Annotated in this window: 23 protein-coding genes; 13 read left to right on the top strand and 10 right to left on the bottom strand. The window is 63.5% G+C overall.

Annotated elements, in window-relative coordinates:
• Positions 1-154: 154 nt before the first annotated feature.
• The 4 genes from OEG79_RS15555 to OEG79_RS15540 all read left to right on the top strand — a co-directional run bounded on the left by OEG79_RS15555 (position 155) and on the right by OEG79_RS15540 (position 2,338).
• Complete coding sequence (locus OEG79_RS15555; RefSeq protein ID WP_264145871.1) at positions 155-484, top strand: hypothetical protein; 330 nt, start codon at positions 155-157, stop codon at positions 482-484.
• 166 nt (positions 485-650) lie between these two features.
• Positions 651-1,142, top strand: a complete 492-nt coding sequence (locus tag OEG79_RS15550; RefSeq protein WP_264145870.1) for a TIGR00645 family protein — start codon at positions 651-653, stop codon at positions 1,140-1,142.
• A 132-nt stretch (positions 1,143-1,274) separates the two neighbouring features.
• Positions 1,275-1,577 carry a DUF6482 family protein gene (locus OEG79_RS15545; protein ID WP_264145869.1) on the top strand — a complete coding sequence of 101 codons (303 nt, stop codon included), beginning with the start codon at positions 1,275-1,277 and terminating at the stop codon, positions 1,575-1,577.
• 131 nt (positions 1,578-1,708) lie between these two features.
• Complete coding sequence (locus OEG79_RS15540) at positions 1,709-2,338, top strand: FKBP-type peptidyl-prolyl cis-trans isomerase (protein WP_013714378.1); 630 nt, start codon at positions 1,709-1,711, stop codon at positions 2,336-2,338.
• Positions 2,339-2,475: 137 nt separating this feature from the next.
• Here OEG79_RS15540 and OEG79_RS15535 read toward each other — a convergent pair whose 3' ends face one another.
• The 3 genes from OEG79_RS15535 to OEG79_RS15525 all read right to left on the bottom strand — a co-directional run bounded on the left by OEG79_RS15535 (position 2,476) and on the right by OEG79_RS15525 (position 7,295).
• Complete coding sequence (locus tag OEG79_RS15535; RefSeq protein WP_264145868.1) at positions 2,476-2,703, bottom strand: hypothetical protein; 228 nt, start codon at positions 2,701-2,703, stop codon at positions 2,476-2,478.
• Between the two features lie 179 nt (positions 2,704-2,882).
• The gene (locus OEG79_RS15530; protein ID WP_264145867.1) at positions 2,883-5,933 is read right to left on the bottom strand and encodes a multidrug efflux RND transporter permease subunit; all 3,051 of its coding nucleotides are present in this window, start codon (positions 5,931-5,933) and stop codon (positions 2,883-2,885) included.
• 207 nt (positions 5,934-6,140) lie between these two features.
• The gene (locus OEG79_RS15525) at positions 6,141-7,295 is read right to left on the bottom strand and encodes an efflux RND transporter periplasmic adaptor subunit (RefSeq protein ID WP_264145866.1); all 1,155 of its coding nucleotides are present in this window, start codon (positions 7,293-7,295) and stop codon (positions 6,141-6,143) included.
• Positions 7,296-7,610: 315 nt separating this feature from the next.
• Between OEG79_RS15525 and OEG79_RS15520 the strand changes: the two genes are divergently transcribed.
• Complete coding sequence (locus tag OEG79_RS15520; RefSeq protein WP_264145865.1) at positions 7,611-8,765, top strand: L-talarate/galactarate dehydratase; 1,155 nt, start codon at positions 7,611-7,613, stop codon at positions 8,763-8,765.
• A gap of 3 nt (positions 8,766-8,768) precedes the next feature.
• Here the strand turns inward: OEG79_RS15520 and OEG79_RS15515 are convergent, their stop codons facing one another.
• The 6 genes from OEG79_RS15515 to OEG79_RS15490 all read right to left on the bottom strand — a co-directional run bounded on the left by OEG79_RS15515 (position 8,769) and on the right by OEG79_RS15490 (position 14,557).
• On the bottom strand, positions 8,769-9,674 hold the full coding sequence (locus OEG79_RS15515; protein WP_264145864.1) for a LysR family transcriptional regulator: 906 nt from the start codon (positions 9,672-9,674) through the stop codon (positions 8,769-8,771).
• 161 nt (positions 9,675-9,835) lie between these two features.
• Entirely contained in the window at positions 9,836-11,356 is a 1,521-nt protein-coding gene (locus OEG79_RS15510) for a tripartite tricarboxylate transporter permease (protein ID WP_264145863.1), read from the bottom strand.
• Positions 11,357-11,365: 9 nt separating this feature from the next.
• Positions 11,366-11,872: a tripartite tricarboxylate transporter TctB family protein gene (locus OEG79_RS15505; RefSeq protein WP_264145862.1), complete on the bottom strand. Its 507-nt coding sequence runs from the start codon at positions 11,870-11,872 to the stop codon at positions 11,366-11,368.
• A gap of 65 nt (positions 11,873-11,937) precedes the next feature.
• Positions 11,938-12,915 carry a tripartite tricarboxylate transporter substrate binding protein gene (locus OEG79_RS15500; RefSeq protein ID WP_264145861.1) on the bottom strand — a complete coding sequence of 326 codons (978 nt, stop codon included), beginning with the start codon at positions 12,913-12,915 and terminating at the stop codon, positions 11,938-11,940.
• 35 nt (positions 12,916-12,950) lie between these two features.
• The gene (locus OEG79_RS15495; protein WP_264145860.1) at positions 12,951-14,342 is read right to left on the bottom strand and encodes an enolase C-terminal domain-like protein; all 1,392 of its coding nucleotides are present in this window, start codon (positions 14,340-14,342) and stop codon (positions 12,951-12,953) included.
• Positions 14,343-14,398: 56 nt separating this feature from the next.
• On the bottom strand, positions 14,399-14,557 hold the full coding sequence (locus OEG79_RS15490; RefSeq protein ID WP_264145859.1) for a hypothetical protein: 159 nt from the start codon (positions 14,555-14,557) through the stop codon (positions 14,399-14,401).
• Positions 14,558-14,885: 328 nt separating this feature from the next.
• Between OEG79_RS15490 and kdgD the strand changes: the two genes are divergently transcribed.
• From kdgD to OEG79_RS15450, 8 genes are all read left to right on the top strand, one after another.
• Entirely contained in the window at positions 14,886-15,797 is a 912-nt protein-coding gene (gene kdgD / locus OEG79_RS15485) for a 5-dehydro-4-deoxyglucarate dehydratase (protein WP_264145858.1), read from the top strand.
• 107 nt (positions 15,798-15,904) lie between these two features.
• Entirely contained in the window at positions 15,905-17,254 is a 1,350-nt protein-coding gene (gudD, locus tag OEG79_RS15480) for a glucarate dehydratase (RefSeq protein ID WP_264145857.1), read from the top strand.
• A gap of 87 nt (positions 17,255-17,341) precedes the next feature.
• On the top strand, positions 17,342-18,697 hold the full coding sequence (locus tag OEG79_RS15475) for an MFS transporter (RefSeq protein ID WP_264145856.1): 1,356 nt from the start codon (positions 17,342-17,344) through the stop codon (positions 18,695-18,697).
• Between the two features lie 22 nt (positions 18,698-18,719).
• A complete protein-coding gene (gene garD / locus OEG79_RS15470) occupies positions 18,720-20,276 on the top strand; it encodes a galactarate dehydratase (protein ID WP_264145855.1) in 1,557 nt (518 codons plus the stop codon).
• 1 nt (position 20,277) lies between these two features.
• Positions 20,278-21,696: an FAD-binding oxidoreductase gene (locus OEG79_RS15465; protein ID WP_264145854.1), complete on the top strand. Its 1,419-nt coding sequence runs from the start codon at positions 20,278-20,280 to the stop codon at positions 21,694-21,696.
• A 26-nt stretch (positions 21,697-21,722) separates the two neighbouring features.
• Positions 21,723-22,664 carry a 2-hydroxyacid dehydrogenase gene (locus OEG79_RS15460; protein ID WP_264145853.1) on the top strand — a complete coding sequence of 314 codons (942 nt, stop codon included), beginning with the start codon at positions 21,723-21,725 and terminating at the stop codon, positions 22,662-22,664.
• 200 nt (positions 22,665-22,864) lie between these two features.
• A complete protein-coding gene (locus OEG79_RS15455; RefSeq protein ID WP_196446908.1) occupies positions 22,865-23,794 on the top strand; it encodes an ABC transporter ATP-binding protein in 930 nt (309 codons plus the stop codon).
• Positions 23,791-24,552 carry an ABC transporter permease gene (locus tag OEG79_RS15450; RefSeq protein WP_264145852.1) on the top strand — a complete coding sequence of 254 codons (762 nt, stop codon included), beginning with the start codon at positions 23,791-23,793 and terminating at the stop codon, positions 24,550-24,552. The genes OEG79_RS15455 and OEG79_RS15450 overlap by 4 nt, the downstream gene beginning before the upstream one ends.
• A gap of 241 nt (positions 24,553-24,793) precedes the next feature.
• Here the strand turns inward: OEG79_RS15450 and OEG79_RS15445 are convergent, their stop codons facing one another.
• On the bottom strand, positions 24,794-25,186 hold the full coding sequence (locus OEG79_RS15445) for a protease inhibitor I42 family protein (protein ID WP_264145851.1): 393 nt from the start codon (positions 25,184-25,186) through the stop codon (positions 24,794-24,796).
• Between the last annotated feature and the right edge of the window lie 69 nt (positions 25,187-25,255).

Genomic DNA, 25,255 nt, shown 5'->3' with positions numbered 1-25,255 from the left:
CACGATTGTCCCGGATCGCCCGGGACAGGTGCGTCGGTCCTGTTGCTCACGCCTCATGCACAGAGTTATCCACAGATTGCGTGGATAACTTTGGCTTCACAGTAGCGGCGCCCGGGGTGTAGGCTGAAGCCTGGATTCCGCGAGGGTCGCCGCCATGCCGCGCAGCCTCTGCCTCACCCGCCAATGCCTGGGCCTGGTCACTCGCATCGAATGCGTGATCCGGCCGATGGCAGGTAACAACGGACGCTGGATACTGCTCTGTGCCGCCGGCATGTCAGGCGCACAACCCTCTGCGATCAAGGCACAAGGCCCGTTCTACGGGCCTTTTGTCGCAGAAGGGGTTCTTCAGTCGATTGCCAAAAGCCTGATTTCGCAGGGTTATGTCGAATGCCGCGAGCCACCGATCTGGCGCTTGCACATGCAGGCCGAGTTGCGTCGCCTCAATGGCGAACGCTGCAGTCATTCTGATGCTTTCCAGAGTTGACCTGGCACTGACGGGAACAGCCGAAACGCCTGAAACAAGGCGCCGCGGAGCATTCGCGGGATATACCTGCTGCCGTGGTTATCCACAATGCGCCGGCCGCTTCTGCTGATGCCGGGCGATGGGTATACTCGCCGCGATTTTCTTCCCTTCCTTCAGTGAGTCTTCCATGGAACGCTTTATCGAAAACGCCATGTACGCGTCGCGCTGGCTGCTGGCGCCGATCTACTTCGGTCTTTCTCTGGGTCTGCTGGCGCTGGCACTGAAATTCTTCCAGGAAGTCGTTCATATCCTGCCGAACGTGTTCGCCATGGCAGAGTCCGACCTGATTCTGGTGCTGCTGTCGCTGATCGACATGGCGCTGGTGGGTGGCTTGCTGGTGATGGTGATGATTTCCGGCTACGAAAACTTCGTCTCGCAGCTGGATATCGACGAGAGCAAGGAGAAGCTCAACTGGCTGGGCAAGATGGATTCGAGTTCGTTGAAGATGAAGGTGGCCGCATCGATCGTGGCCATTTCCTCGATCCATCTGCTGCGCGTATTCATGGACGCGCGCAACTACGAAACGGACCATTTGATGTGGTACGTGATTATCCACCTGACCTTCGTGGCCTCGGCATTCGCCATGGGCTATCTGGACAAGCTGACCAAGCACGACTGAGTCCTGGCTGCTTTATGAGCGCCCGTCCCAACAGGACGGGCGTTTTGCTTTCTGGGCTTGAGCTTTTCATTTATTATACATTTAATTGTGATGTACAACTTGTTGTATGATTCTGGCGAGAGGAAGGTCCGGATGAATCTGCACGATCTATCCGCTCACGCCCGGGCCGGGCGCATCGCTGAACTCAATCTGATCTCGCTCGAAGGCGGCCTCTATCTGCTCGAGGCACGGATGGAGGGGCGCGTGCATCTGATTCTCGACGAGCACGGCAGTACCTTGAACCTGCGGTCGGTGGAGCATGCGCGCGACATGCTGGAGGAAATACCGGTGATTCCGTTTTTTCTGGTGCATCACTCGGTGCACGACGAGATGTGCGGCATGCCCTCGACTGACAACTGCCTACGCGTGCCCATCGCGTTTCGCTCCGGCTGGTGATCGCCATATCCGCCGCCTGGTAGCTGCGTAAGTGAAACCTGGCCGAGCACCGCCTCGATGCGCCGTGACGCCGCGCCGGGCTTCTGTGCTAGGCTGGCCGGCCTTTTTCATAGCCCCAAGCGGAGCCTTTCATGTCCGAATTCAACTTCAGCCCCGATCTGTCCTCCGATGAGGGCCGCGTCAGCTACGGCATCGGTCGTCAACTCGGTGGTCAGTTGCGCGACAACCCGCCGCCCGGCGTCGACCTGAACGCCATCCTCGCCGGTCTGACCGACGCCTTCACCGGCCAGGCCAGCCGTGTTTCCGAGGCCGAGCTGGGCGCCAGCTTCAAGGTCATCCGCGAAATCATGCAGGCCGAGGCGGCTGCCAAGGCTGAAGCCGCTGCCGGCGAAGGCCGTGCCTACCTGGCCGAGAACGCCAAGCGTGAAGGCGTGACCGTGCTGCCTTCCGGCCTGCAATACGAAGTGCTGGTCGCCGGCGAGGGCGCCAAGCCGTCCGCCGAGGACCAGGTACGTACCCACTACCACGGCACCCTGATCGACGGCACCGTGTTCGACAGCTCCTACGAGCGCGGCCAGCCGGCTGAATTCCCGGTCGGTGGTGTGATTCCGGGCTGGGTCGAGGCTCTGCAACTGATGGGTACCGGCAGCAAGTGGCGTCTGCACGTGCCGAGCGAGCTGGCCTACGGCGCTCAGGGCGTTGGCAGCATCCCGCCTCACAGCGTGCTGGTATTCGATGTCGAGCTGCTCGACATTCTCTGATGTCCGGGACAGACACTGTCGCCTCGGTGCGTACGGCGCACCCTGCGTGACCGCATGACTGTCCAGCGAAACGGGGCGCCCTGGTAACAGGGCGCCCCGTTTGCGTTTCAGCTGGTGGTTCGATGCAGTTGCAGCGGTCAGGGGCGCAAGGCCCTTGCGTAACAGTAGAGGAACAGACTGCGCACCAGCTCCTTGAGCACGATGGGTTCACTGGAACTCAGTTCCTGCAGGTCCAAGTCGCCCTGGTCGCGCAGTTCATCCAGCGCTTCTTCTTCCAGCATGGCGCAGACTTCCCCGGTTTCACGGTTGAGGATGCGCAGATAGGGATGCGGGCGGTCCAGCCAGGCATCGATCAGGTAGGTCATGGCAGGTCTCCTTGGCCGTCATTGCATAACTGAGAATAATTCTTATTACATAAATGGCAAGGGTCAATGCCTACCTTCTGTCGTTTACCTGAAGGGGCAGGGCGGGGCTACGGGTTGCCTGAACGGTGCGCACCGCTTGCGCTAATCGGAGCCGCGGTGCACACGGAGCTGTGTTCAGGTCAGTGAGCGGGCACGGCCTGCGCCAGCGGCTCGGCATCCGGCTTGGCCAGCAGACTGTAGACGCACGGCAGGACAAACAGGGTGAACAGCGTACCGACGCTCATGCCGGTGGCGATCACCAGGCCGATGTCGAAGCGGCTCACCGCGCCGGCGCCGCTGGCGAAGATCAGCGGCACCATGCCGAACACCATCGCCGCAGTGGTCATCAGTACCGGGCGCAGGCGAATGGCGGCCGCTTCCTCGATGGCCTCGCGCAGCGGCAGGCCCTCACGGCGCAACTGGTTGGCGAATTCGACGATAAGGATGCCGTGCTTGCTGATCAGGCCGATCAGCGTCACCAGGCCCACCTGGGTGTAGATGTTCATGGTCGAGAAACCGAGGAAGATCGGAATCAGCGCGCCGCAGATCGACAGCGGTACGGTTACCAGAATCACCAGCGGGTCGCGGAAGCTTTCGAACTGCGCGGCCAGCACCAGGAAGATGATCGCCAGGGCCAGGGCGAAGGTGACGAACAGTGCGCTGCCCTCCTGGATGTACTGCCGCGAAGCGCCGGCATAGTCGAAGCTGTAGCCGCGCGGCGCTTCCTCGCGGGCGATGGCGGTGATGGTGTCGATGGCCTCACCCTGGCTGACGATGGCCACGCCTTCGATGATCGCCGAGTTGAGCTGCTGGAACTGCTTGAGCTTGGTTGGCCGCGCCCGGTCGCTGAGGCTGATCAGCGTACCCAGCGGCACCATGCTGCCGCTTTCGCTGCGCACGTAGTAGTTGTCCAGCCAGCTTGGGTTCTCACGGTAGGCGCGCTCGACCTGGGCGATCACCTTGTAGCTGCGGCCGTCGATGGTGAAGCGGTTGATTTCGCCCTCGCCAAGCAGGCTGGCCAGAGTGGAGCCCAGATCTTCCATGGACACGCCCATTTGCGCAGCCTTCTCGCGGTCGATGTCGACGACGATTTCCGGCTTGTCGAAGGCCAGGTCGATGTTGAGGAATGCGAACTTGCCCGACTCCTGTGCGCGTGCCTTGACCCGCTCGGCCACCTGCAGCAACGACTCGTAGTCGTTCGGCGTGTTGATCACGAACTGGAAGGGCAGACCCTCGCCGGTACCCGGCAGCGACGGCAGGTTGAAGCCGAAGATCTGCAGGCCGGGGATGTGGTTGAGCCTGGCCTGAACCTCCGGAAGGATTTCCATCTGTGAGCGGTCGCGTTCGTTCCAGGGCGTCAGCAGGAAGCCGCCAATGCCCGACTGCACGCCGTCGAAGCCGTTGATCTGGAACGACGAGTAGTACTCGGGGAAGCTCTTGAAAACCTCCACGAACTGGTCGGTGTAGGCATTGACGTAGTCGAGGTTGGTCGGCTGCGGCGCGTTGGCGAAGAGGAACACCACGCCCTGGTCCTCCTCGGGCGCCAGTTCGCTCTGGGTGAAGGAAAGCAGTACCGGGATCAGCGCCATGATGATCACGGCGAACACCACCACCACCGGCCGGGTGTTGAGCGTGCCGTGGAGCATCTTCTGATAACGCTGCTTGAGCCGATCGAAGATCATGTCCAGGCGATGGGCCAGGCCCGAGGGGTTTTCCTCGTGGCGCAGCAGCTTGGCGCACATCATCGGCGACAGGGTCAGGGCGACGATGCCGGAGATGATCACCGCGCCGGCCAGGGTCAGGGCGAACTCCTTGAACAGCGCACCGGTCAGGCCTTCGAGGAAGCCGATGGGTGCATAGACCGCGGCGAGGGTGATGGTCATCGAAATCACCGGTACGGCGATCTCGCGTGCGCCCTCGATGGCGGCATCGAACGGCGTCTTGCCTTCTTCGATATGGCGGTGGATGTTCTCCACCACGACGATGGCATCATCCACCACCAGGCCGATGGCCAGCACCATGGCCAGCAGGGTCAGCAGGTTGATGGAGTAGCCCATCAGCTGCATGAAGAACAGCACGCCGATCATCGACAGCGGGATGGTGATCACCGGGATCAGCACCGAGCGGAAGGCGCCGAGGAACAGGAAGACCACGACGATGACGATCAGCACCGCTTCGGCCAGGGTCTTGACCACTTCGTCGATGGACGCCTGGATGAACAGGGTGGCGTCGTAGGCGATGGCCACCTTGAGGTTTGGCGGCAGTTGCGCCTCCAGCTCCGGCAGGGCATTGCGCACCTCCTTGATCACGTCCAGCGGGTTGGCGCTCGGCGTGCCCTTGATGGCGATATATACCGAGGGAATACCGTCAAAGGAGCTGATCGAGTCGTAGTTGGCTGCGCCCATTTCCACGCGGGCGATGTCACGCACCAGCACGCGGGTGTCACCGACGGTCTTCACCGGAATCGCGCCGAAGGCATCGACCGATTTCAGGTCGGTGCTGGCATTGATGCTGGTAACCACGTACTGGCCCTTCACCTCGCCGGCGGCGGAGAGGAAGTTGTACTTGCGCACGGCGCTGTTGAGATCGCCGGCGGTGACGCCGTAGGCGGCCATCTTCACCGGGTCCAGCCACAGACGCATGGCGAACACCTGGTTGCCGAGAATCTGCGCTTCGGCCATGCCGGGCAGGGTGGCCAGCTTGGGCTGGATGACGCGTGACAGGTAGTCGGTGATCTGCGGGTTGGACAGCTCGTCGCTGTAGAAGCTGACGTACATCAGCGCCGAGGCGTCGGCCGCTTCCTTGGATAGCACCGGATCTTCGGCGTCCTGCGGCAGCTGGTTCTTCACCTCGTTGGCCTTGGCCAGCAGCTCGGTGAACAGGCGGTCGCTGTTGGCACCGATGCGCGCGTAGATGGAGATGGTCGACAGGTTCTGCTGGCTCGACGAGGTCATGTAGTCGATGCCTTCTGCGCTGGCCAGGCTCTGTTGCAGCGGCTGGGTGATGTAGCCCTGGATTGTTTCGGCGTTGGCACCGGGATAGGCGGTGGTCACCGTGATCAGGGCGTTTTCCATCTGCGGGTACTGGCGGATGACCAGCTTGCTGAACGCCTGGAAACCAAGCAGGACGATCAGCAGGCTGACCACGGTGGCCAGCACCGGGCGGCGGATGAAAGGATCGGTAAAAGCCATGGATATTTCCTTGGCCGCCCTGCGGCGGCCTGTCTATCAGCAGTTGCGCGCGTTTTTCGCCCCTCTCTCATCTATGGGAGAAGGGCAGGGAGAGAGAGTCGGTATGGCCCGTTATGTCCTCTCCCCAATCCCTCCCCCCTGAGGGGCGAGGGGATCAATCGCGCTGGTCGACGCTTGGTTGAACAGCATTACGACTGGAGGCGAACCTTACTGCTCGGTTGCGGCCGGTTCGCCAGTTTCCAGCTGCAGTGCCGGATCGTCGACGATGGCGACGTGGGAGCCGTTGTCCAGCTTGAGCTGGCCGGAGGTGACCACCTGCTCGCCGGCCTGCAGGCCCTTGAGAATCACCACACGGCCGGCACGCCGCTCGCCGGTCTCGACGAAGCGCCGCTCGACGATCAGATGGGCATTGCCGTCTGCGTCCTTGACCACCTTGCCGTCGTCGTCCTGTTTTTCCTTCACCACGTACACCGAGTTGCCATAGAGGGTGTAGGTGATGGCGGTTTCCGGCACGACGATCTGCGGCTGGTCATCCGGCAGCAGCACTTCCAGGTTGGCGAACATGCCCGGCAGCAGTTTCTCGTCCGGGTTGCTCAGGGTGGCGCGAACCTGCAGGTTGCGGGTTTCGTTCTCCACCTTGGGATTGATCGCGGCGATTTGGCCTTCGAACTGCTCGCCCGGATAGGCGGCGACGTTCAGGCGAACCGGTTGGCCGACCTGCAGCTGTGGCGCGCGCTGCTCGGGCAGGAAGAAGTCGACGTGCAGGCGCGACAGATCCTGCAGGGTGGCGATGGTGGCACCCGGCGAGAGGTAGTCGCCGGTATCGACCTGACGAATGCCGATGGTGCCGGCGAACGGTGCGCTGATGCGCTTCTTCTCCAGCTGCGCCTTGAACTGCGCGACGCTGGCGGTGGCCTTCTGCAGGGTCGAGGACAGGCGGTCGAACTCGCTCTTGGAGATGTTCTGCCGACTCACCAGGCTGCGCCCGCGCTCGAACTCGACCTGGGCCAGGCTGCGCTCGGCTTCGGCGGTGGCCAGGCTGGCGCGTTCCACTTCGCTGTCGAGCTGGATCAGCGGCTGGCCCTGGGCGACCTTCTGCCCCGACTCGAACATCACCTCGCGGACGATGCCGTCCACCTCTGCAGCCAGGTCCACGCCCTGGAATGCCTTGAGCGTACCGATGGCCGGCAGACGTCCCTGCCACGGCTGTTCCTCCGCGCGGGCGGCGGACACGCTGATGGCCGGCTGCGGCGCCGAGAACATCTGGATCTGCTGGTAGATGGAGAAGCCTTTGTAGGCGGCGAGGGCGAGCACCACGACGAGTACCACGCCGAGCATGATGAGCATGCGACGGAGCAACATATTCCGTTTCCTTGGCAAGCGGGGAAGAGCCTGGGAATAGGCAAGAGAGGCACCTTAGTTGCAGTTGTGGCCGCTGTCAAAGCGTCTCGTTCGCCTTTGCCCCGGGGCCCTGCGGGAGCCTCTCCTGCCGTTTCGCCGGTGCGCCTCGCGAGCCAGTAGACAAGCCGCTCGGCGGCTGTTGGCGGTGCGCCTGCGCGGGCATCGATCTCGTTGGTCTCAATGCTTGAATGATTGCGCAATCATCGTAATCTGACTCGGGTTGCCCATTTTTCGGCAGCCCTGCGGGGTGCCGAGTTTCACGACGAGGAGTCAGTCATGACCGATAGCGCCACCCCATCCGCCGACGACGACCGCATTGCCTGGCTGAGCCTGCGCTCGGTAGCCCTGCCGCTGGCCAATCCGATCAGCGACGCCAAGGTGCTGACCGGCCGGCAGAAGCCGATGACCGAGATCGCCATCCTGATCGCCGAGATCGAGACGCGCGATGGCCATCGCGGCCTGGGTTTCAGCTATTCCAAGCGCGCGGGCGGTCCAGGTCAGTTCGCCCATGCTCTGGAAGTGGCACCGAACCTGATCGGCGAGAACCCCAGCGATATCGCCAGACTCTGGGACAAGCTGTGCTGGGCTGGCGCCTCGGTCGGCCGCAGCGGTCTGGCGACCCAGGCCATCGGCGCTTTCGATGTTGCCCTGTGGGATCTCAAGGCGCGTCGCAGCGGCCTTTCCCTGGCGCGTCTGCTCGGCAGTCATCGCGACTCGGTGCGTTGTTATAACACCTCCGGCGGCTTTCTGCACACGCCGCTCGACCAATTGCTGAAGAACACCGATATCTCCCGCGAGAAGGGTATCGGCGGTATCAAGCTCAAGGTCGGTCAGCCCGACTGGGCGCTGGACATTCACCGCGTCGGCACGGTGCGTGAGCATCTGGGTGAGAGCTTCCCGCTGATGGTCGATGCCAACCAACAATGGGATCGTCCGACTGCGCGGCGCATGTGCCGCCGCCTGGAGCCCTTCGATCTGGTCTGGATCGAGGAGCCGCTGGACTGCTACGACGCCGAAGGTCACGCCGAGCTGGTGCGCCTGTTCGATACGCCGATTGCCACCGGCGAGATGCTCACCAGCCCGGCCGAGCATTGGGAATTCATCCGCCAGCGCGCTGCCGATTTTCTCATGCCCGATGCGCCGCGGGTCGGCGGCATCACGCCTTATCTGCGCGTGCAGACCCTGGCCGAGCAGGCCGGCATGACCCTGGCGCCGCATTTCGCCATGGAACTGCATGTGCATCTGGCCGCCAGCCATGCGCGCGAGCCGTGGGTCGAGCACTTCGAATGGCTGGAACCGCTGTTCAACGAGCGTCTCGAAATTCGCGACGGACGCATGCTGGTACCGACCCGTCCGGGCCTGGGCCTGAGCCTCAGCGAGCAGGTGGCTGGTTGGACGGTGCAGCAGGCGCAGGTTGGCAAGCGCGCCTGATCTTCAGCTTTGCGGATAGATGTCGCGAGCGGCCTGGCGCACGGCTTCGATCACCGCTGGCAATGCGGGGTTGTCGTTGTCGTCGCGCCAGACCAGGTGCAGCTCGCCGCACACACCTTTGGGCAGCGGCAGCTCACGGAAGCGCACCTGCCCGAAGTGAATGGCGCTGGCAGTACGTGGCACCAGCGCCAGCCCCATGCCGGCGTTGACCAGCGCCAGTATGGTCAGGGTCGAGCCCAGCGCCTGGACGAAGTCCGGCTGAATGCCGCTGGCGCGGAACAGACCGGTATGCAGTTCGTTGAAGGGCTGCCAGGCGGTATGTGCATAGAGAAGAAATGGCTGACCATGGAGCATCTCCAGGGTTGGCCGTTGGTGTTGCGCAAGCGGATGCCCGGCGGGGGCGGCCAGCACGAATGGCTCACGCAGCAGGCATTCGCTGACCAGGCCGGATTGCTGCAGTGGCGCGCGCACGATGGCCAGATCCACGCGTCGGGATCGCAGTGCCTGAACTTGTTCGAAGGTGGTCATTTCCAGCAGGGCGATATCCACGCCGGGGCGTTCCCGCCTGGCGCTGGTGATCGCCCGGGGCAGTACGTCGTATACCGCGCTGGCGACGAAACTGATGTTCAGCGAGCCGCTCTCGCCAATGGCGGCCAGGCGCGCACTTTGCGCAGCACGGTGGGCCTGGTCGAGCAGTGCCTGGGCTTCGACGAAGAAGGCGCGGCCAGCTGCCGTCAGGGCAACCGAGCGGGTGCTACGAGTGAACAGCGAGACGCCCAGTTGGTGTTCGAGCAGCTGAATCTGCCGGCTCAGCGGCGGCTGGGTCATGTGCAGGCGCTCGGCGGCGCGGCGGAAGTTCAGCTCGGCGGCCAGGGTGGTGAAACAGCGTAGTTGTGCCAGATCGAACATTGATTCATTCCGCGTATCAATCAAGTGAATGATTGGATTGGACCTAGATCAATGCCAGCGCCCATCATCTGCCGCAGTTCCTGGCAAACGGAAGACTGGATTGCGTACGAAGCCAGAGGTGCGAAAAAAAGCCCCCTGAGCAGAGGGGGCTGTCGAGTGGATCAGGTTCGCAGGATTTCGTTGATCGCGCTGGGTTTGGGGCGCAGCGCGCTGAACACCTGCCAGAGCACGAACAGCAGTGCCAGGCCGAGGAAGGTGCCGGCGATGGGGTTGGTGAAGAAGTCGGCGAAACTGCCGTCCGACAGCATCAGCCCGCGACGCAGGTTGGTTTCCGCCATTGGCCCGAGAATGAAGCCGATGATGAACGGCGCCGCCGGCATGCCGGCCTTGACGAAGGCGTAGCCGAGCAGGCCGAACAGCAGGATCGACCAGACGTCGAACAGGCGGCTGGAGAGGCCGAAGGCCCCGACCACGCAAAGCACCAGGATGATCGGCAGGAGGATGTGCTTGGGCACGTCGAGCAGCTTGATGAACAGGCGCAGGCCGTAGAACTCCATGAACAGCATCATCACCGTAGCGACGATCAGCGCGGCGAAGATGGTGTACACCAGCGGACCCTGGCTGATGAACAGCAGCGGACCGGGCTGGATACCGTGGATCAGGAAGCCGCCGAGCATGATCGCGGTGACGGTATCGCCGGGAATGCCCAGGGTCATCAGCGGCATCATGGCGCCGCCGATACCGGCATTGTTGGCCGTCTCGCTGGCGACCACGCCGCCGATGTTGCCCTTGCCGTAGGTGTGCCCGTCTTTCGCGCGCTTCTTGGCGATGATGTAGGAAACCAGGTTCGAGGTGCCCGCACCGATGCCCGGCAGGATGCCGATACCCAGGCCGATCAGGCCGGAGCGACCGGCGTTCGGCAACTGCTCGCGGAATTCCCTGAGGGAAAAGCCGAAGCCTTTGATGTTCTTCATGCTTACCGACCTGGCCGTGCCCTGCACGGCATGGCGGCCGGTTTCGGCGAGCTTGATGATCTCCGCCACGGCGAACATGCCGATCATCACGGTCAGCATGGAGAAGCCGCCGTTGAGTTCATTGACGCCGAAGGTGAAGCGGCGCACTGCCTCGACCGGAGCGATGCCGATGGTGGATATGGCGATGCCCAGTGCACCGGCGAACAGCCCCTTGACCATGGAGCCGGCTGAGAGCGTGGCAATCAGGGTCAGGGAGAATATGGCAATGGCGAAGTATTCATGTGGGCCGAAGCTCAGGGCCACCTTGGCCAGCTGCGGTGCGATGAGCATCAGCGCGACGATGCTGAAGATGGTGCCCAGAAAGGAAAACACGATGCCGATGCCCAGCGCCTTGACGCCGTGGCCCTGTTCCATCAGCGGGCCGCCGTCGAACACCGTGGCGATAGATGATGGGGTTCCCGGAATCTTCAGCAGGATGGCCGAGATCAGGCCCCCGGAAGTGGCGCCGATGAACAGTGCGACCAGCAGCGACAGGCCGGCCTGCGGGCCCATGGTGAAGGTCAGCGGCAGGCACAGCGCCACGGCCATGGTAGCCGACAGCCCGGGCACAGCGCCGAAAACGATCCCCATGGCCACGCCGACTGTCATCAGCATCATGATGTTCAGTGAAAAGACGGCACCGAAGCCTTGCTGCAGTAATTCGAGCATGGTCGATCCTCAGATGAAGTTGTTCAGCAGACCAGCGGGCAGCATCAGATCGAAGGCCTCGCGGAACAGCAGGAAGATGAGTGCAGAGCAGATAACGGCGATCAGCAGATAGGTCAGGTGTCTGGCTTTCTGGTTTACCGGGGTCAGCACGAGGAACTGCAGATACAGGTAAACCACGGTCATGATCGGAAAGCCCACAGGGCCGAGCAGGGCCATGTAGCCGAGGATCAGACCAAGGGTCTTGATCACGGTCTTGGGTTCGACGATCTCCGTTGCAGGCTCTTCGGCCTCAGTGGGCAAGTCGCTGGCGGCTTCGGTGGCGGTCCTGGGTTTGGCGAATGCGCTGGCCAGCTGCATCAGACCGAGCAGGGTCAGGAAGCCGGCCAGCAGTTTAGGCACCGTGGCCGCGTCGATACCGTCATGGCCGGGGATCTGCTGCGCCAGTAGCAGATAGGCAAGGCTGGCACCGAGCATGGCAATGCCGGTGATCAGTTCTTTCTTGTTCGGGGTGTTCATTGCATACCTCGGTTCTGAGGTGCAGCGCCGGCCCCGGTCGCTCGGGCCGGCGTTGCGTTGTGGCTTTACTTGGCCTTGCGCAGCTCATCCTTGAACTGCATGAAGTCTTCGCGGGTCTTGGCCAGAATCTGTCTGGCCTCTTCGGTGGCGAAGAAGGCGACCGGTTGCTTGAACTTCTTCAGATCTTCGGCGTAAGCCGGCTTCTCGGTGATCTGCTTCATGATGTCGGACATCTTCTTGACGATCGCCGGGTCGGTGCCTTTCGGGAAAGCCACTACGTAGGGCTTGTCCATGGTGATGTCGAGGCCCTGTTCCTTGAGCGTCGGGACGTCACCCAGCATGACGTTGCGCTCGGCGTTGGGCTGGCCCAGTGCGACCATCTGACCGCCCTGCACGTAGTCCTGTACCGAACCGTAGGTGATGGCGCCCAGATCGAGGCGGCCGCCCAGCATGCCGACAACGCGGTCGGCTACGGTGCCACCGTCGACCATCTTCAGCTTGACGCCGGTGAGTTTTTCCAGCATCAGGCCCTGGATGTGGGAGAAGCTGCCCATCTCGGTGCCATAGGTGATGCTGCGCGGGTTGGCTTTGGACTTCTCGACCAGGTCCTGCATGCTGGTCACGCCCGACTGCTTGGAAGCGACGAACACCGCACTCTTGTCGACGCCGGCAATGCAGGCGACATCGAAGGTTTCGAAGCTGTCTTCGGTCAGACCGGCAACTTCGTTGACGATCAGCTGACCCGGGTGGGTGAAGAGGATGGTGTTGCCGTCCGCCGCCGCGCCCTTGACCTGTTCGGCCGCCAGGGTGCCACCGCCGCCAGCGACGTTGGTCACCACCATGGTCTTGCCGGTGATCTCGTTGAAGTACTTGGCCATCATGCGGGCGTTGAAGTCGGTATCGCCACCTGGGTTGGCGATCACCACCACCTGGATCGGACGAGTCGGCCACTTGACCTCATCGGCGAAGGTGGCGGAGTGGGTGATCAGGGCACCCATTCCGACCAGGGCAGAAAGGAGGGAGGCGCGGAATGTTTTTTTCATTGGAATACTCCGGGTTGGGATAGAAGCCGCGCGAGTCAGTCGCGACCGAGGCTGGGGCGTTTCGGGTCGTATTGCCAACCCGGGACCAGGTACTGCATGGCCATGGCGTCGTCGCGCGCGCCCTTGGCCACCTTCTTGTAAAGCTCGTGGGCGGCCATGATCCGCTCCATGTCCGGCTCGATACCGAGGCCAGGCTTGTCCGATACCCGCACCTGACCACCGATGATCTGCAGCGGTTCGCGGGTCAGGCGTTCTTCGCCTTCCTGCCAGATCCAGTGGGTATCGATGGCGGTGACGCGGCCAGGTACGGCGGCTGCGGCATGGGTGAACATGGCCAGGGAAATATCGAAGTGGTTGTTCGAGTGCGAACCCCAGGTCAGGCCGAACTCCTCGCACACCTGACCGAGGCGCACGGCGCCCTGCATGGTCCAGAAGTGCGGGTCGGCCAGCGGGATGTCGACGGCCTCCAGGCGCAGCGAATGGCCCATCTGGCGCCAGTCGGTAGCGACCATGTTGGTGGCCGTGGGAATGCCGGTTGCGCGCTTGAACTCGGCCATCACCTCGCGACCGGAATAGCCATTTTCCGGGCCGCAGGGGTCTTCGGCATAGCTCAGCACATGGTTCTGGCCCTGGCACAGGGCGATGGCTTCGTCCAGCGACCAGGCGCCATTGGGGTCCAGGGTGACGCGGGCATCGGGGAAGCGCGCCTTGATCGCGCGGATGGCGTCCATTTCCTCGGCGCCGCGCATTACGCCGCCCTTGAGCTTGAAGTCATTGAAGCCGTAGCGCGCATGCGCCGCCTCGGCCAGACGGGCAATGGCCTCCGGCGTCAGCGCGGCCTGATGGCGCAGGTGATACCAGTCGTCCGTCGGGCCTTTGCCGGCGAGGTAGGGCAGGTCGGTGCGCTGGCGCTCACCTATATAGAAGAGGTAGGCGAGCATCGGCACGCTATCGCGTTGCTGGCCGCTGCCGAGCAGTTCGGCCACCGGCACGTCGAGATGCTGGCCGAGCAGGTCGAGTAATGCCGCCTCTACGGCGGTGATCACGTTGTCCAGGCGCAGATTGATTTCGTGAGGTTGCTTGAGAACGCGCGCTTCGGATTCGGAAGTGACCTGATGCTGGGTGGTCTGTGGTCCTCTGGCTGGCCCGGCGATGGCCTGGCGCAGACGATTGAGCACATGGTTGTAACGGCCGACCGACTGGCCGATCACCAGTTCGCGGCAACGCTCCAGCGCCTGGCGGATGCCTTCGCCGCCGGGGACTTCGCCACAGCCAATGCGTCCGGCATTGTCCTTGAGCAGCACCAGATTGCGGGTGAAATAGGGGGCATGGGCACCGCACAGGTTGAGCAGCATGCTGTCATGGCCGGCGACCGGAATGACCTGCATCTCGACGATCCGGGGTGTGCTGCGGGGGGCTTCGTACATCTTGGCTAAGGCTCCTAAACTGGCGCGGCCCTTGGCCGCAATGGCGAAGGGTCGGTTCAGTCGCGCACCGGGATCAGCAGGTGATCCTCGCTGCGGCAAGTGAGAGCTTGGGCAAAGACGGCAACGTAGCCTGCGCGGATTGCGCCGCTCGGGTAGCGACCGGCATTGGCGCAGTGGCCGGCACGATGGCAGGGCAGGGTGAAGGTCTGTGGCATGACCTGGGCCTCGTTTTTTTTATTGGAATGTCATAGGTTGTCATATGACTTGATGGGATTAGTACCAGCCTGTTTCTGGCGTGTCAACGCTGCCCGAGGTGAATGATGATTGCGCTGGCATCTGTTCCGGCGCCATGATAGAGCCTGCTCTACACTGAGCTTTAGCGCTTGAATGGCGGTTTTTCGGGCGAGTGGGGCGGAGGCGGAAACGACTTCGACGAACGGATCATACGAAAACTGGTGTTTTTTTTGCTGTTGTACGATAACGTATCTCTACAGCTGCGGCTGACGCTATTCCTCACAACTCGCTTTACAGGGTGTTCGCATAATGAATCCACAAGAACTTAAGTCCATCCTCTCCTCCGGTCTGCTGTCTTTCCCGGTCACCGACTTCGATGCCGCCGGCGATTTCAACAAGGCTGGCTATGTGCGCCGCCTCGAGTGGCTGGCGCCTTACGGTGCTTCCGCTCTGTTCGCTGCCGGTGGTACTGGCGAGTTCTTCTCCCTGGCGCCGGACGAGTACAGCGCCGTGATCAAGACTGCCGTAGATACCTGCGAGAAGTCCGTACCGATCCTGGCCGGTGTTGGCGGTCCGACCCGCGTCGCCATCCAGATGGCGCAGGAAGCCGAGCGCCTGGGCGCCAAGGGCCTGCTGCTGCTGCCGCACTACCTGACCGAAGCGTCGCAGGAAGGTGTTGCCGCGCATGTCGAGCAGGTGTGCAAGTCGGTGAACATCGGAGTGGTGATCTACAACCGCAACGTCTGCCGCCTCAACGCCAACTTGCTGGAGCAACTGGCCGAGCGTTGCCCGAACCTGATCGGTTACAAGGACGGCCTGGGTGACATCGAGCTGATGGTGTCGATCCGTCGCCGTCTCGGTGAGCGTCTGACCTATCTCGGCGGTCTGCCGACTGCCGAAGTCTATGCCGCTGCCTACCGAGCTCTGGGGGTGCCGGTGTATTCCTCGGCCGTGTTCAACTTCATCCCGAAAACCGCCATGGACTTCTACCGCGCCATCGCAGCCGAAGATCACGCCACCGTTGGCAAGCTGATCGACGACTTCTTCCTGCCGTACCTGGACATCCGTAACCGCAAGGCCGGCTACGCCGTGAGCATCGTCAAGGCCGGTGCCAGGATCGTCGGCTATGACGCCGGCCCGGTACGCGCTCCGCTGACCGATCTGCTGCCGGAAGAGTACGAAGCCCTGGCCAAGCTGATCGAAACCCAAGGCGCGCAGTAAATGCACGGGCCGCTCGCTTCGGCGAGCGGCCTGGTCGCGTGCCGGCAGGCCGGGCGTGACAGCACGAAACATTGTCGAACCCGCACAAGAACAACAGGGTAACGCTCATGACTTCACAGATTCCTGCCGCAGTCGGCACTCCGCTGATCACCGAGCTGCAAGTCGTACCGGTCGCAGGTCACGACAGCATGCTGCTCAATCTGAGCGGTGCCCACGGCCCTTACTTCACCCGCAACATCCTCATTCTCAAGGACAGCGCCGGCCACGTCGGTGTCGGCGAAGTTCCTGGCGGCGAGGGCATTCGCAAGACCCTCGAAGACGCCCGCTCGATCCTCGTCGGCCAACCGGTCGGCAACTACAACGCGCTGCTCAATCAGGTGCGCCGCGCCTTCGCCGATCGTGATGCCGGCGGTCGCGGTCTGCAGACCTTCGACCTGCGCATCACTATCCATGCTGTCACCGCGCTGGAATCGGCGCTGCTCGATCTGCTCGGCCAGCACCTCGGTGTACCGGTCGCCGCCCTGCTGGGCGAGGGCCAGCAGCGCGATGCCGTGGAAATGCTCGGTTACCTGTTCTTCGTCGCCGACAAGGACAAGACCGACCTCGGCTACCGCGACGAGCGCGAGTCCGATGACGACTGGGAGCGCGTACGCAACCAGACCGCGCTGACCCCCGAAGCCATCGTCCGCCAGGCCGAGGCCGCGCATGCGCGCTACGGCTTCAACGACTTCAAGCTCAAGGGCGGCGTGCTGCACGGCGAAGCCGAAGTCGAGGCGATTCGTGCCCTGGCTGCGCGTTTCCCTGAGGCGCGCGTGACCCTCGACCCCAATGGCGGCTGGTCGCTGGACCAGGCCATCGCCCTGTGCCGCGACCTGCATGGCGTGCTGGCCTATGCCGAAGACCCCTGCGGTGCCGAGAACGGTTACTCCGGCCGCGAGGTGATGGCCGAGTTCCGCCGTGCCACCGGTCTGCCCACCGCGACCAACATGATCGCCACCGACTGGCGGCAGATGGGCCATACCATCTCCCTGCAATCAGTGGACATTCCACTGGCCGACCCGCACTTCTGGACCATGTCCGGTTCCGTCCGCGTGGCGCAGATGTGCAACGACTGGGGCCTGACCTGGGGTTCGCATTCGAACAACCACTTCGATATTTCCCTTGCCATGTTCACCCACGTCGCCGCCGCTGCACCGGGGCGCGTGACCGCCATCGATACCCACTGGATCTGGCAGGACGGTCAGTACCTCACGCACAATCCGCTGCGCATCGAAGGTGGCCTGGTGCAGGTGCCGAAAACGCCGGGTCTCGGCGTCGAGCTGGACTGGGATGCGCTGGCCAAGGCGCACGAGCTGTACCAGGCCAAAGGCCTGGGCGCGCGCGACGACGCGGTGGCCATGCAGTACCTGATTCCAGGCTGGACCTTCAATAACAAGAAGCCCTGCCTGGTACGCTGACGGCGTCGGTCGCCCTGCGACCTTCCCGTCGAGTCGGTGGCCCGGTGCCTTGCGCCGGGCCTGTCGTCCCCTCCGCGAGCCTTGCTGATGCCAGATGCCAAACCGGGTCGGGTGCGCTACAGCATTCTGCTGATGCTGTTTCTGGTCACCACCATCACCTTCGCCGATCGCTCCAGCCTTTCCGTCGCCGGTTCGGCGATGCAGGCCGGTCTGGGTATCGACGCGGTGACGCTCGGCTATATTTTCTCGGCGTTCGGCTGGGCCTACGTCATAGGGCAGATTCCCGGTGGCTGGCTGTTCGACCGCTTCGGCACCAAGCCTGTCTATACCCTGGCGCTGTTCGCCTGGTCGGCGCTGACTCTGCTGCAGGGTTTCGTCGGTTGGCTGCCGGGCACCTGGGCGGTGACCTCGATGTTTCTGCTGCGTCTGCTGGTGGGGTTCGCCAGCGCTCCGTGTTTTCCCGGCAACGCGCGCATCATCGCCTCCTGGTTTCCCACTGCCGAGCGCGCTACGGTCACGGCCATCTCCAGTTCGGCGCAATATGCCGCCACTGCGCTGTTCGCTCCGCTGATGGGCTGGGTAGTGCAGGTGATGGGCTGGCAGTCGGTGTTCATCGTGCTCGGTTGCCTAGGCCTGGCGCTGTCGTTCCTGTGGCTCAGGCAACTGCATGGGCCGCGCCAGCATCCACGTATCGAGGCCGCCGAGCTGGACCATCTGCAGCGTGGTGGTGCGCTGATCGATCTGGAAGGGCCGCGTGGGGATGCAGGCGGTTCGCAATGGCGGCACCTGGGCCTGCTGCTCCGGCAACGGACGATGATCGGCATCTACTTCGGCCAGTACTGCAACAACGCCATCACCTACTTCTTCCTCACCTGGTTTCCGGTCTATCTGGTGCAGGCGCGCGGCATGAGCATTCTCGGCGCCGGTTTCGCCGCCGCCTTGCCGGCCATCAGCGGTTGCGTCGGTGGCGTGCTTGGCGGGCTGTTGTCCGATGGCATGCTGCGCCGCGGTCATTCGCTGACCCTGGCGCGCAAGTTGCCGATGGTGTTCGGCCTGTTGCTGTCGAGCAGTCTGGTGCTGTGCATCTTCGTCGAGGGCGACACTGCCGTGGTAGCGCTGATGGCCCTGGCGTTCTTCGGCAAGGGCCTCGGTTCGCTGGGCTGGACGCTGGTGGCCGACACCTCGCCGCGGCAGATCCTCGGACTGTCCGGCGGTCTGTTCAACACCTTCGGCAACCTGGCGGCGATCACCACGCCCATCGTCATCGGCTACCTGGTCAGCCATACCGGATCATTCGATTGGGCACTGGCCTACGTTGGCCTCAATGCCCTGCTGGCGGTCGTGAGCTTCGGCCTGATCGTCGGCCAAATTCACAGGATCGAGCTCGGCTCGGGAGAGAAGGGCGGTGCCGCCGCTTCCCCCACGCCTGACTCGGCATCCTGAGCGCACAACAGGAGCACGCCTCATGCAGTTGATTCCCCATCAGGATTCGCCCCGCTATATCCGCCTGCATCCGACCGACAACGTCGGTGTCGTGGTCAATGACCAGGGTGTCGCCGCTGGCGGCCGGTTCGATGATGGCCTCGTGGCTGTCGAAGGCATCCCGCAGAGCCACAAGGTGGCGCTGGTGGATATCGCCGAAGGAAGCGAAGTGGTGCGTTATGGCGAGGTGATCGGCTATGCGCTGAAACCCATAGCCGCCGGCAGCTGGGTCACCGAACAGGTGCTGCGCATGCCCGAGCCGCCGGCGCTGGACAATCTGCCCAGGGCGACCATCAGGACATCACCAGGCGAGCCGCTGGAGGGTTACACCTTCGAGGGTTTCCGCAATCCGGACGGCAGCGTCGGCACCCGCAACATTCTCGGCGTAACCACTACCGTGCAGTGCGTGGTCGGTGTGCTCGATCACGTGGTCGAGCGCGTGCGCAAGGAAATCCTGCCCAGGTACCCCAACGTCGACGATGTGGTGGCGTTGTCGCACAGCTACGGCTGCGGCGTGGCGATCAACGCGCCGGACGCCGTGGTGCCGATTCGCACCCTGTACAACATCAGTCGCAACCCCAATTTCGGCGGCCAGGCGCTGGTGATCAGCCTGGGCTGCGAGAAGCTGCAGGCCAACCAGCTGATGGATGGCGATCAGCTCACCAACGGCATGGACGAGCAGGACTGGCTGTTCCGCCTGCAGGACTCCGGCAGCGGTTTCGCCGGCATGGTCGAGCAGATCATGGGCATGATCGAGGATCGCCTGAAGGTGCTCGACCAGCGTCGCCGCGAAACGGTGCCGGCCTCGGAACTGGTGGTCGGCATGCAGTGTGGCGGCAGCGACGCCTTCTCCGGCATCACCGCCAACCCGGCGCTTGGCGTGGCCGCCGACCTGCTGGTGCGCGCTGGCGCCACCGTGATGTTCTCCGAGAATACCGAAGTGCGTGATGGCATCCACCTGCTCACGCCGCGCGCCGCCAGCGTCGAGGTAGCCGACGCGCTGATCCGCGAGATGGACTGGTACGACCGCTATCTGCAGCGCGGCATGGCCGACCGCAGTGCCAACACCACGCCCGGCAACAAGAAGGGCGGGCTGAACAACATCGTCGAAAAGGCCATGGGTTCCATCGCCAAATCCGGCAACAGCCCGATTGCCGGCGTCGTCGCACCGGGCGAGCGCATTCGTGGCAAGGGCCTGTGGTTCTGCGCCACGCCGGCCAGCGACTTCATCTGCGGCACTTTGCAGCTGGCTGCGGGCATGAACCTGCACATCTTCACCACCGGTCGCGGCACGCCCTATGGCCTGTCGATGGTGCCGGTGATCAAGGTGGCCACGCGTACCCAGCTGGCCGAGCGCTGGCCTGACCTGATCGACGTCGACGCCGGGCAGATCGTCTCCGGGCGCATGACGCTGGAGGAAATGGGCTGGCACATCTTCCAGCTCTACCTGGACGTGGCCAGCGGGCGCAAGCAGACCTGCGCCGAGCACTTGCGCCTGCACAACGACCTGGTGCTGTTCAACCCGGCGCCGGTGACCTGAGATGAGTGGCCTTTCCGATAATCTGCTGCAGGCGTTGCGCGAGGCGGTCGGCGAGGCTGGCCTGATCACTGACGCCGAGCGCATGCAGAGTTACCTGAGCGACTGGCGTGGTGCCTACCGTGGCCAGGCAGCAGCCGTGCTGCGCCCGGCCTCGACGCAGGAAGTATCGGCGGCAGTGCGACTGTGTGCCCAGGCTGGCGTCGCCCTGGTGCCACAAGGCGGCAATACCGGCCTGTGCGGTGGCTCGATTCCGGACGACAGCGGAGCGCAGATCGTGCTGTCGCTGACGCGCATGAAGCGCATCCGCGAAGTGGACGTGACCAACGCCACCATCACCGTCGAGGCCGGGGTGATCCTGCAGCAGTTGCAGGAGGCCGCCGCCGAGGTCGGCCGGCTGTTCCCGCTGTCGCTGGGCGCCGAGGGTAGCTGCACGGTCGGCGGCAACCTGGCGACCAATGCCGGCGGCACCGCGGTGCTGCGCTACGGCAACATGCGCGATCTGGTTCTCGGGCTGGAAGTGGTGCTGCCCGATGGGCGCATCTGGGACGGCCTGCGTGGGCTGCGCAAGGACAATACCGGCTACGACCTCAAGCATCTGTTCATCGGCAGCGAGGGCACCCTGGGCATCATCACCGCCGCCGTGCTCAAGCTGTTCCCGGCTGTGCGCAGTCTGACCACCGCCTGGGTGGCGCTGCCCAGCCCGCAGGCGGCGGTCGAGTTGATCGGGCAGATGCGCGGGCTGTGTGGCGACCGCCTGACCGGCTTCGAGCTGATGTCGCGGCAAAGCGTCGAGTTCGTCCTGCGTCATGTCGCCGGTGTCAGCGACCCGTTCGCCCAGCAGCACCCCTGGTACGTGCTGATCGAGCTGAGCGAGACCCAGCCCAACGCCCCGTTGAACGAACTACTCGAACAGGGCCTGGGCGCCGCCTTTGAACAGGGCGTGGCAGTGGATGCCGTGGTCGCTGCCAGCGATGCTCAGGTACGCGCCTTGTGGGCGCTGCGCGAAGGCATCTCGGAGGCGCAGAACCACGAGGGACCAAGCCTCAAGCACGACATCAGCGTGCCGGTCAGCCGTATTCCCGACTTCATCGCGCGTACCGATCAGGCCTTACAGCAGGCGTTTCCCGGTGTGCGCATCGTGGCCTACGGGCACGTCGGCGACGGCAACCTGCATTACAACATCAGCAAGCCGGCCGGCATCGAGGATGCCGCGTTCAAGGCGCAGGCCGACGCTATCATGCGTGTGATCTACGACCAGACCCTGCATCATGCCGGCAGCATCAGCGCCGAACATGGCCTGGGCCAGTCCAAGCGCCTGGCCGCGCAGCACTACAAGGCGCCGCTGGAGCTGGAGTTGATGGCCCGCATCAAGCAGGCGCTGGATCCGGCCGGGCTGATGAATCCGGGTAAATTGTTGTAACCCGCACCACCGAAACAGGAGGTTCCATGAGTAAACCCAAGGTGCTGCAGATCGGGCCGCTGAGCGAGCGTTTCAACCGCGAGCTGGCCGATGAGTACGAGGTCAGTGCGCTGTGGCAACAGGCCGAACCGCTGGCGTTCCTGCGCGAGCAGGGCGAGCAGTTCATCTACATGGTCTCCTCGGCGCGTTTCGGCTGCACGGCCGATCAGCTTGCGCTGCTGCCGAATCTGCGCGCCATCTGCAGTTTCGGTGTCGGCTACGACCCTTACCCGCTGGAGTTGCTGCGTGATCGCGGCATCGTGCTCAGCACCACGCCGGATGTACTCAACGACTGCGTGGCCGACCTGGCCATGGGCCTGATGATCGACAGCGCGCGGCGCCTGTCCGAGGCCGATCGCTTCGTGCGCAGCGGCGCCTGGGCCAGCGGAGCGGGTTTTCCGCTGGCACGCCGGGTCAGTGGCAAGCGCCTGGGTATCGTCGGCCTCGGCCGTATCGGCGAGGCGGTGGCGCAGCGCGCCTCGGGGTTCTCCATGCCGGTGCGGTATCACAATCGCCGCCCGGTCGAGGGCAGCCCCTACCAGCATGAGCCGGATCTGCTGGAGCTGGCGCGCTGGGCGGATTTCCTGGTGCTGACCTGCCCGGGCGGCAGGGCCACCCATCACCTGATCAACGCTGAGGTGCTCGAGGCGCTGGGCTCGGACGGTTTTCTGATCAACGTGGCGCGTGGCTCTGTGGTGGATGAAGCTGCACTGATCACGGCATTGCAGCAGAAGGTGATCGGCGGCGCCGGGCTGGACGTGTTCGAGCACGAGCCTCAGGTGCCGACCGAATTGCGTGAGCTGGACAACGTGGTGCTGCTGCCGCACGTTGGCAGCGGCAGCGTAGAGACCCGCCAGCAGATGGCCGATCTGGTGCTGGACAACCTGCGTGCCTTCATCGCCACCGGCAAGTTGTTGACCCCGCTCTGATCCGTTTCACCGCAGAATACGCCCGGCGGCGTCTGCCGCCAGGCCTATCGTTACATCGCCACAAGCGCTGTAATCGTTTTCTACCTCACCTGCAGCATCCCCGGCGCACCACAAGTGCGCCGTTTTTTCACCCGCGCGATGATGGAGCCCGTCGAGGCCTGTAGACTGTGGCGTTTTCCGCAGGCAAGGGGCCATCCACCGTGCAGTCGGTCATTTCCATCCAGCAACTGAACAAGATCTATGCGTCCGGGCATCCGGCGCTGCAGGGCATCGACCTGGACATTCGCCAGGGCGAGATCTTCGCCTTGCTCGGCCCCAATGGCGCCGGCAAGACCACCCTGATCAGCATCATCTGCGGCATCGTCAATCCGGGCGAGGGCAGGGTGCTGGTCGGCGGCAAGGACATCGTCCGTGACTACCGCGCAGCCCGCTCGCAGATCGGCCTGGTGCCGCAGGAGCTGGTCAGCGACGTGTTCGAAACCGTCTGGGCGACGGTCAAGTTCAGCCGTGGTCTGTTCGGCAAGAAGCCCGACCCGGCCTACTTGGAGCAACTGCTCAAGGACCTGTCGCTGTGGGACAAACGTAACGCCAAGATCATGGAACTGTCCGGCGGCATGAAGCGCCGGGTGATGATCGCCAAGGCGCTGTCGCACGAGCCGCAGATTCTCTTCCTCGACGAGCCCACCGCCGGTGTCGATGTGGAGCTGCGCCGCGACATGTGGAACATGGTCAGGCGTCTGCGCGAGCGCGGCGTGACCATTATCCTCACCACCCACTACATCGAGGAGGCCGAGGAAATGGCCGACCGCATCGGGGTGATCAGCAAGGGCCGCATCATCCTGGTGGAAGACAAGCAGGTGCTGATGCACAAGCTGGGCAAGAAGCAGCTGACCCTGCACCTGCAGCAGCCGTTGTCCTGCGTACCGGCCGAGCTGGCGCGCTATGGCCTGGAGCTGGCCGATCAGGGCCATGCCCTGGTGTTCACCTTCGATGCCCAGCACGAGAACACCGGCATCGCCGAACTGCTGCGTGACCTGGCCCAGCACGGCATCGACTTCAAGGACTTGCAGTCGAGCCAGAGTTCGCTGGAGGAGATTTTCGTTTCATTGCTGGAGGAGTCGCGCGCATGAACCTGTACGCCATCAAGGCCATCTACCTGTTCGAGCTGGCGCGCACCTGGCGCACCCTGTTGCAGAGCATCGCCACGCCGGTGATCAGCACTTCGCTGTACTTCGTGGTGTTCGGTTCGGCCATCGGCTCGAGCATGACCCAGGTGCAGGGCGTGAGCTACGGCGCCTTCATCATCCCCGGTCTGATCATGCTGGCGCTGCTGACCGAGAGCATTTCCAACGCCTCGTTCGGCATCTACATGCCCAAGTATTCGGGGAGTATCTACGAGATTCTGTCGGCGCCGGTCTCGTACCTGGAAATTCTCATCGGCTATGTCGGCGCGGCGGCGACCAAGTCGGTGATCCTCGGCATCATCATCCTGCTCACCGCGCGGCTGTTCGTCGATTTCGAGATTCAGCATCCGCTGTGGATGGCGGCGTTTTTGGTGCTGACGGCGCTGACCTTCAGCCTGTTCGGCTTCATCATCGGCGTCTGGGCCGATGGCTGGGAGAAGCTGCAGATCGTCCCGGCGCTGATCGTCACGCCGCTGACCTTCCTCGGCGGTGCCTTCTATTCCATCAGCATGCTGCCGCCGGCCTGGCAGACGGTGACCCTGTTCAACCCCGTGGTTTACCTGATCAGCGCGTTCCGCTGGAGCTTCTACGGCGTGTCCGACGTCAACGTCGGCGTCAGTCTGGCGATGGTGCTGGGCTTTCTGGCGCTATGCATCCTGCTGGTGGGCTGGATCTTCAAGACCGGTTACCGGCTCAAGAGCTGAGGTCATTCGCGGCTGAAGCCGCTCCTACAATCAGAGGCGTACGCGACCTATGTAGGAGCGGCTTCAGCCGCGAAACGATAGACATGAGGGGGCGCATCATGCACCCCTTGTTCGTTTGCGGCCTTTAGAGCGGGTGTAACCCGTCCATGAATAGGTGGTGGCACGGAACCGTGGGAGGCGCTTTAGCGGCGATTTGCTTCGAATCGTCGCGTCTACCTCCCTCCCACAGAATCAGTCCTCCTCACTTCACCCGCAATTCACACTCGAAGGTCTCCGCCGGCGGTACGTTGGGCTCCCAGGGTTGCTGGTAGGTCAGCAGCAGGCGACCTTCGCCCGGCTCACGCGCGGTGAAGCGCCAGGTGGAGATGCCGCCTGCGCCCACCAGCCCGGCGTCTTCCGGGTTGCTGTAGACCTCCGGGCCGAGGCTCTGCAGCACGTTCGCCGCATCGTCACGGATTTCCCAGCGAAAGCCGGTGGTGGGGTTGCTGGGCAGGCTGAGAATCAGTTGCTGGCCCCTGTTGAGCGTCAGCGGGCACTGCCGGTCCTTCTTCAACTCCAGCGTGCCGGATTGATGAACGCAGGCCGTGAGCATGGCCAGGGCGGGCAGGGTAAGCAGGCGCAAGGTGGCGTGCATGACGAACTCCAGTCGATGAAACCTGGCCCAGCATAGCCGCACCGGGGGGCGGCATGCGAGCCGTAGAGG

It is taken from the genome of Pseudomonas sp. Z8(2022), assembly GCF_025837155.1.
Taxonomy (GTDB): Bacteria; Pseudomonadota; Gammaproteobacteria; order Pseudomonadales; family Pseudomonadaceae; genus Aquipseudomonas.
The sequence above is the reverse complement of the archived record's forward strand: the minus strand, read 5'-3'. Positions and strand labels throughout refer to the sequence as shown.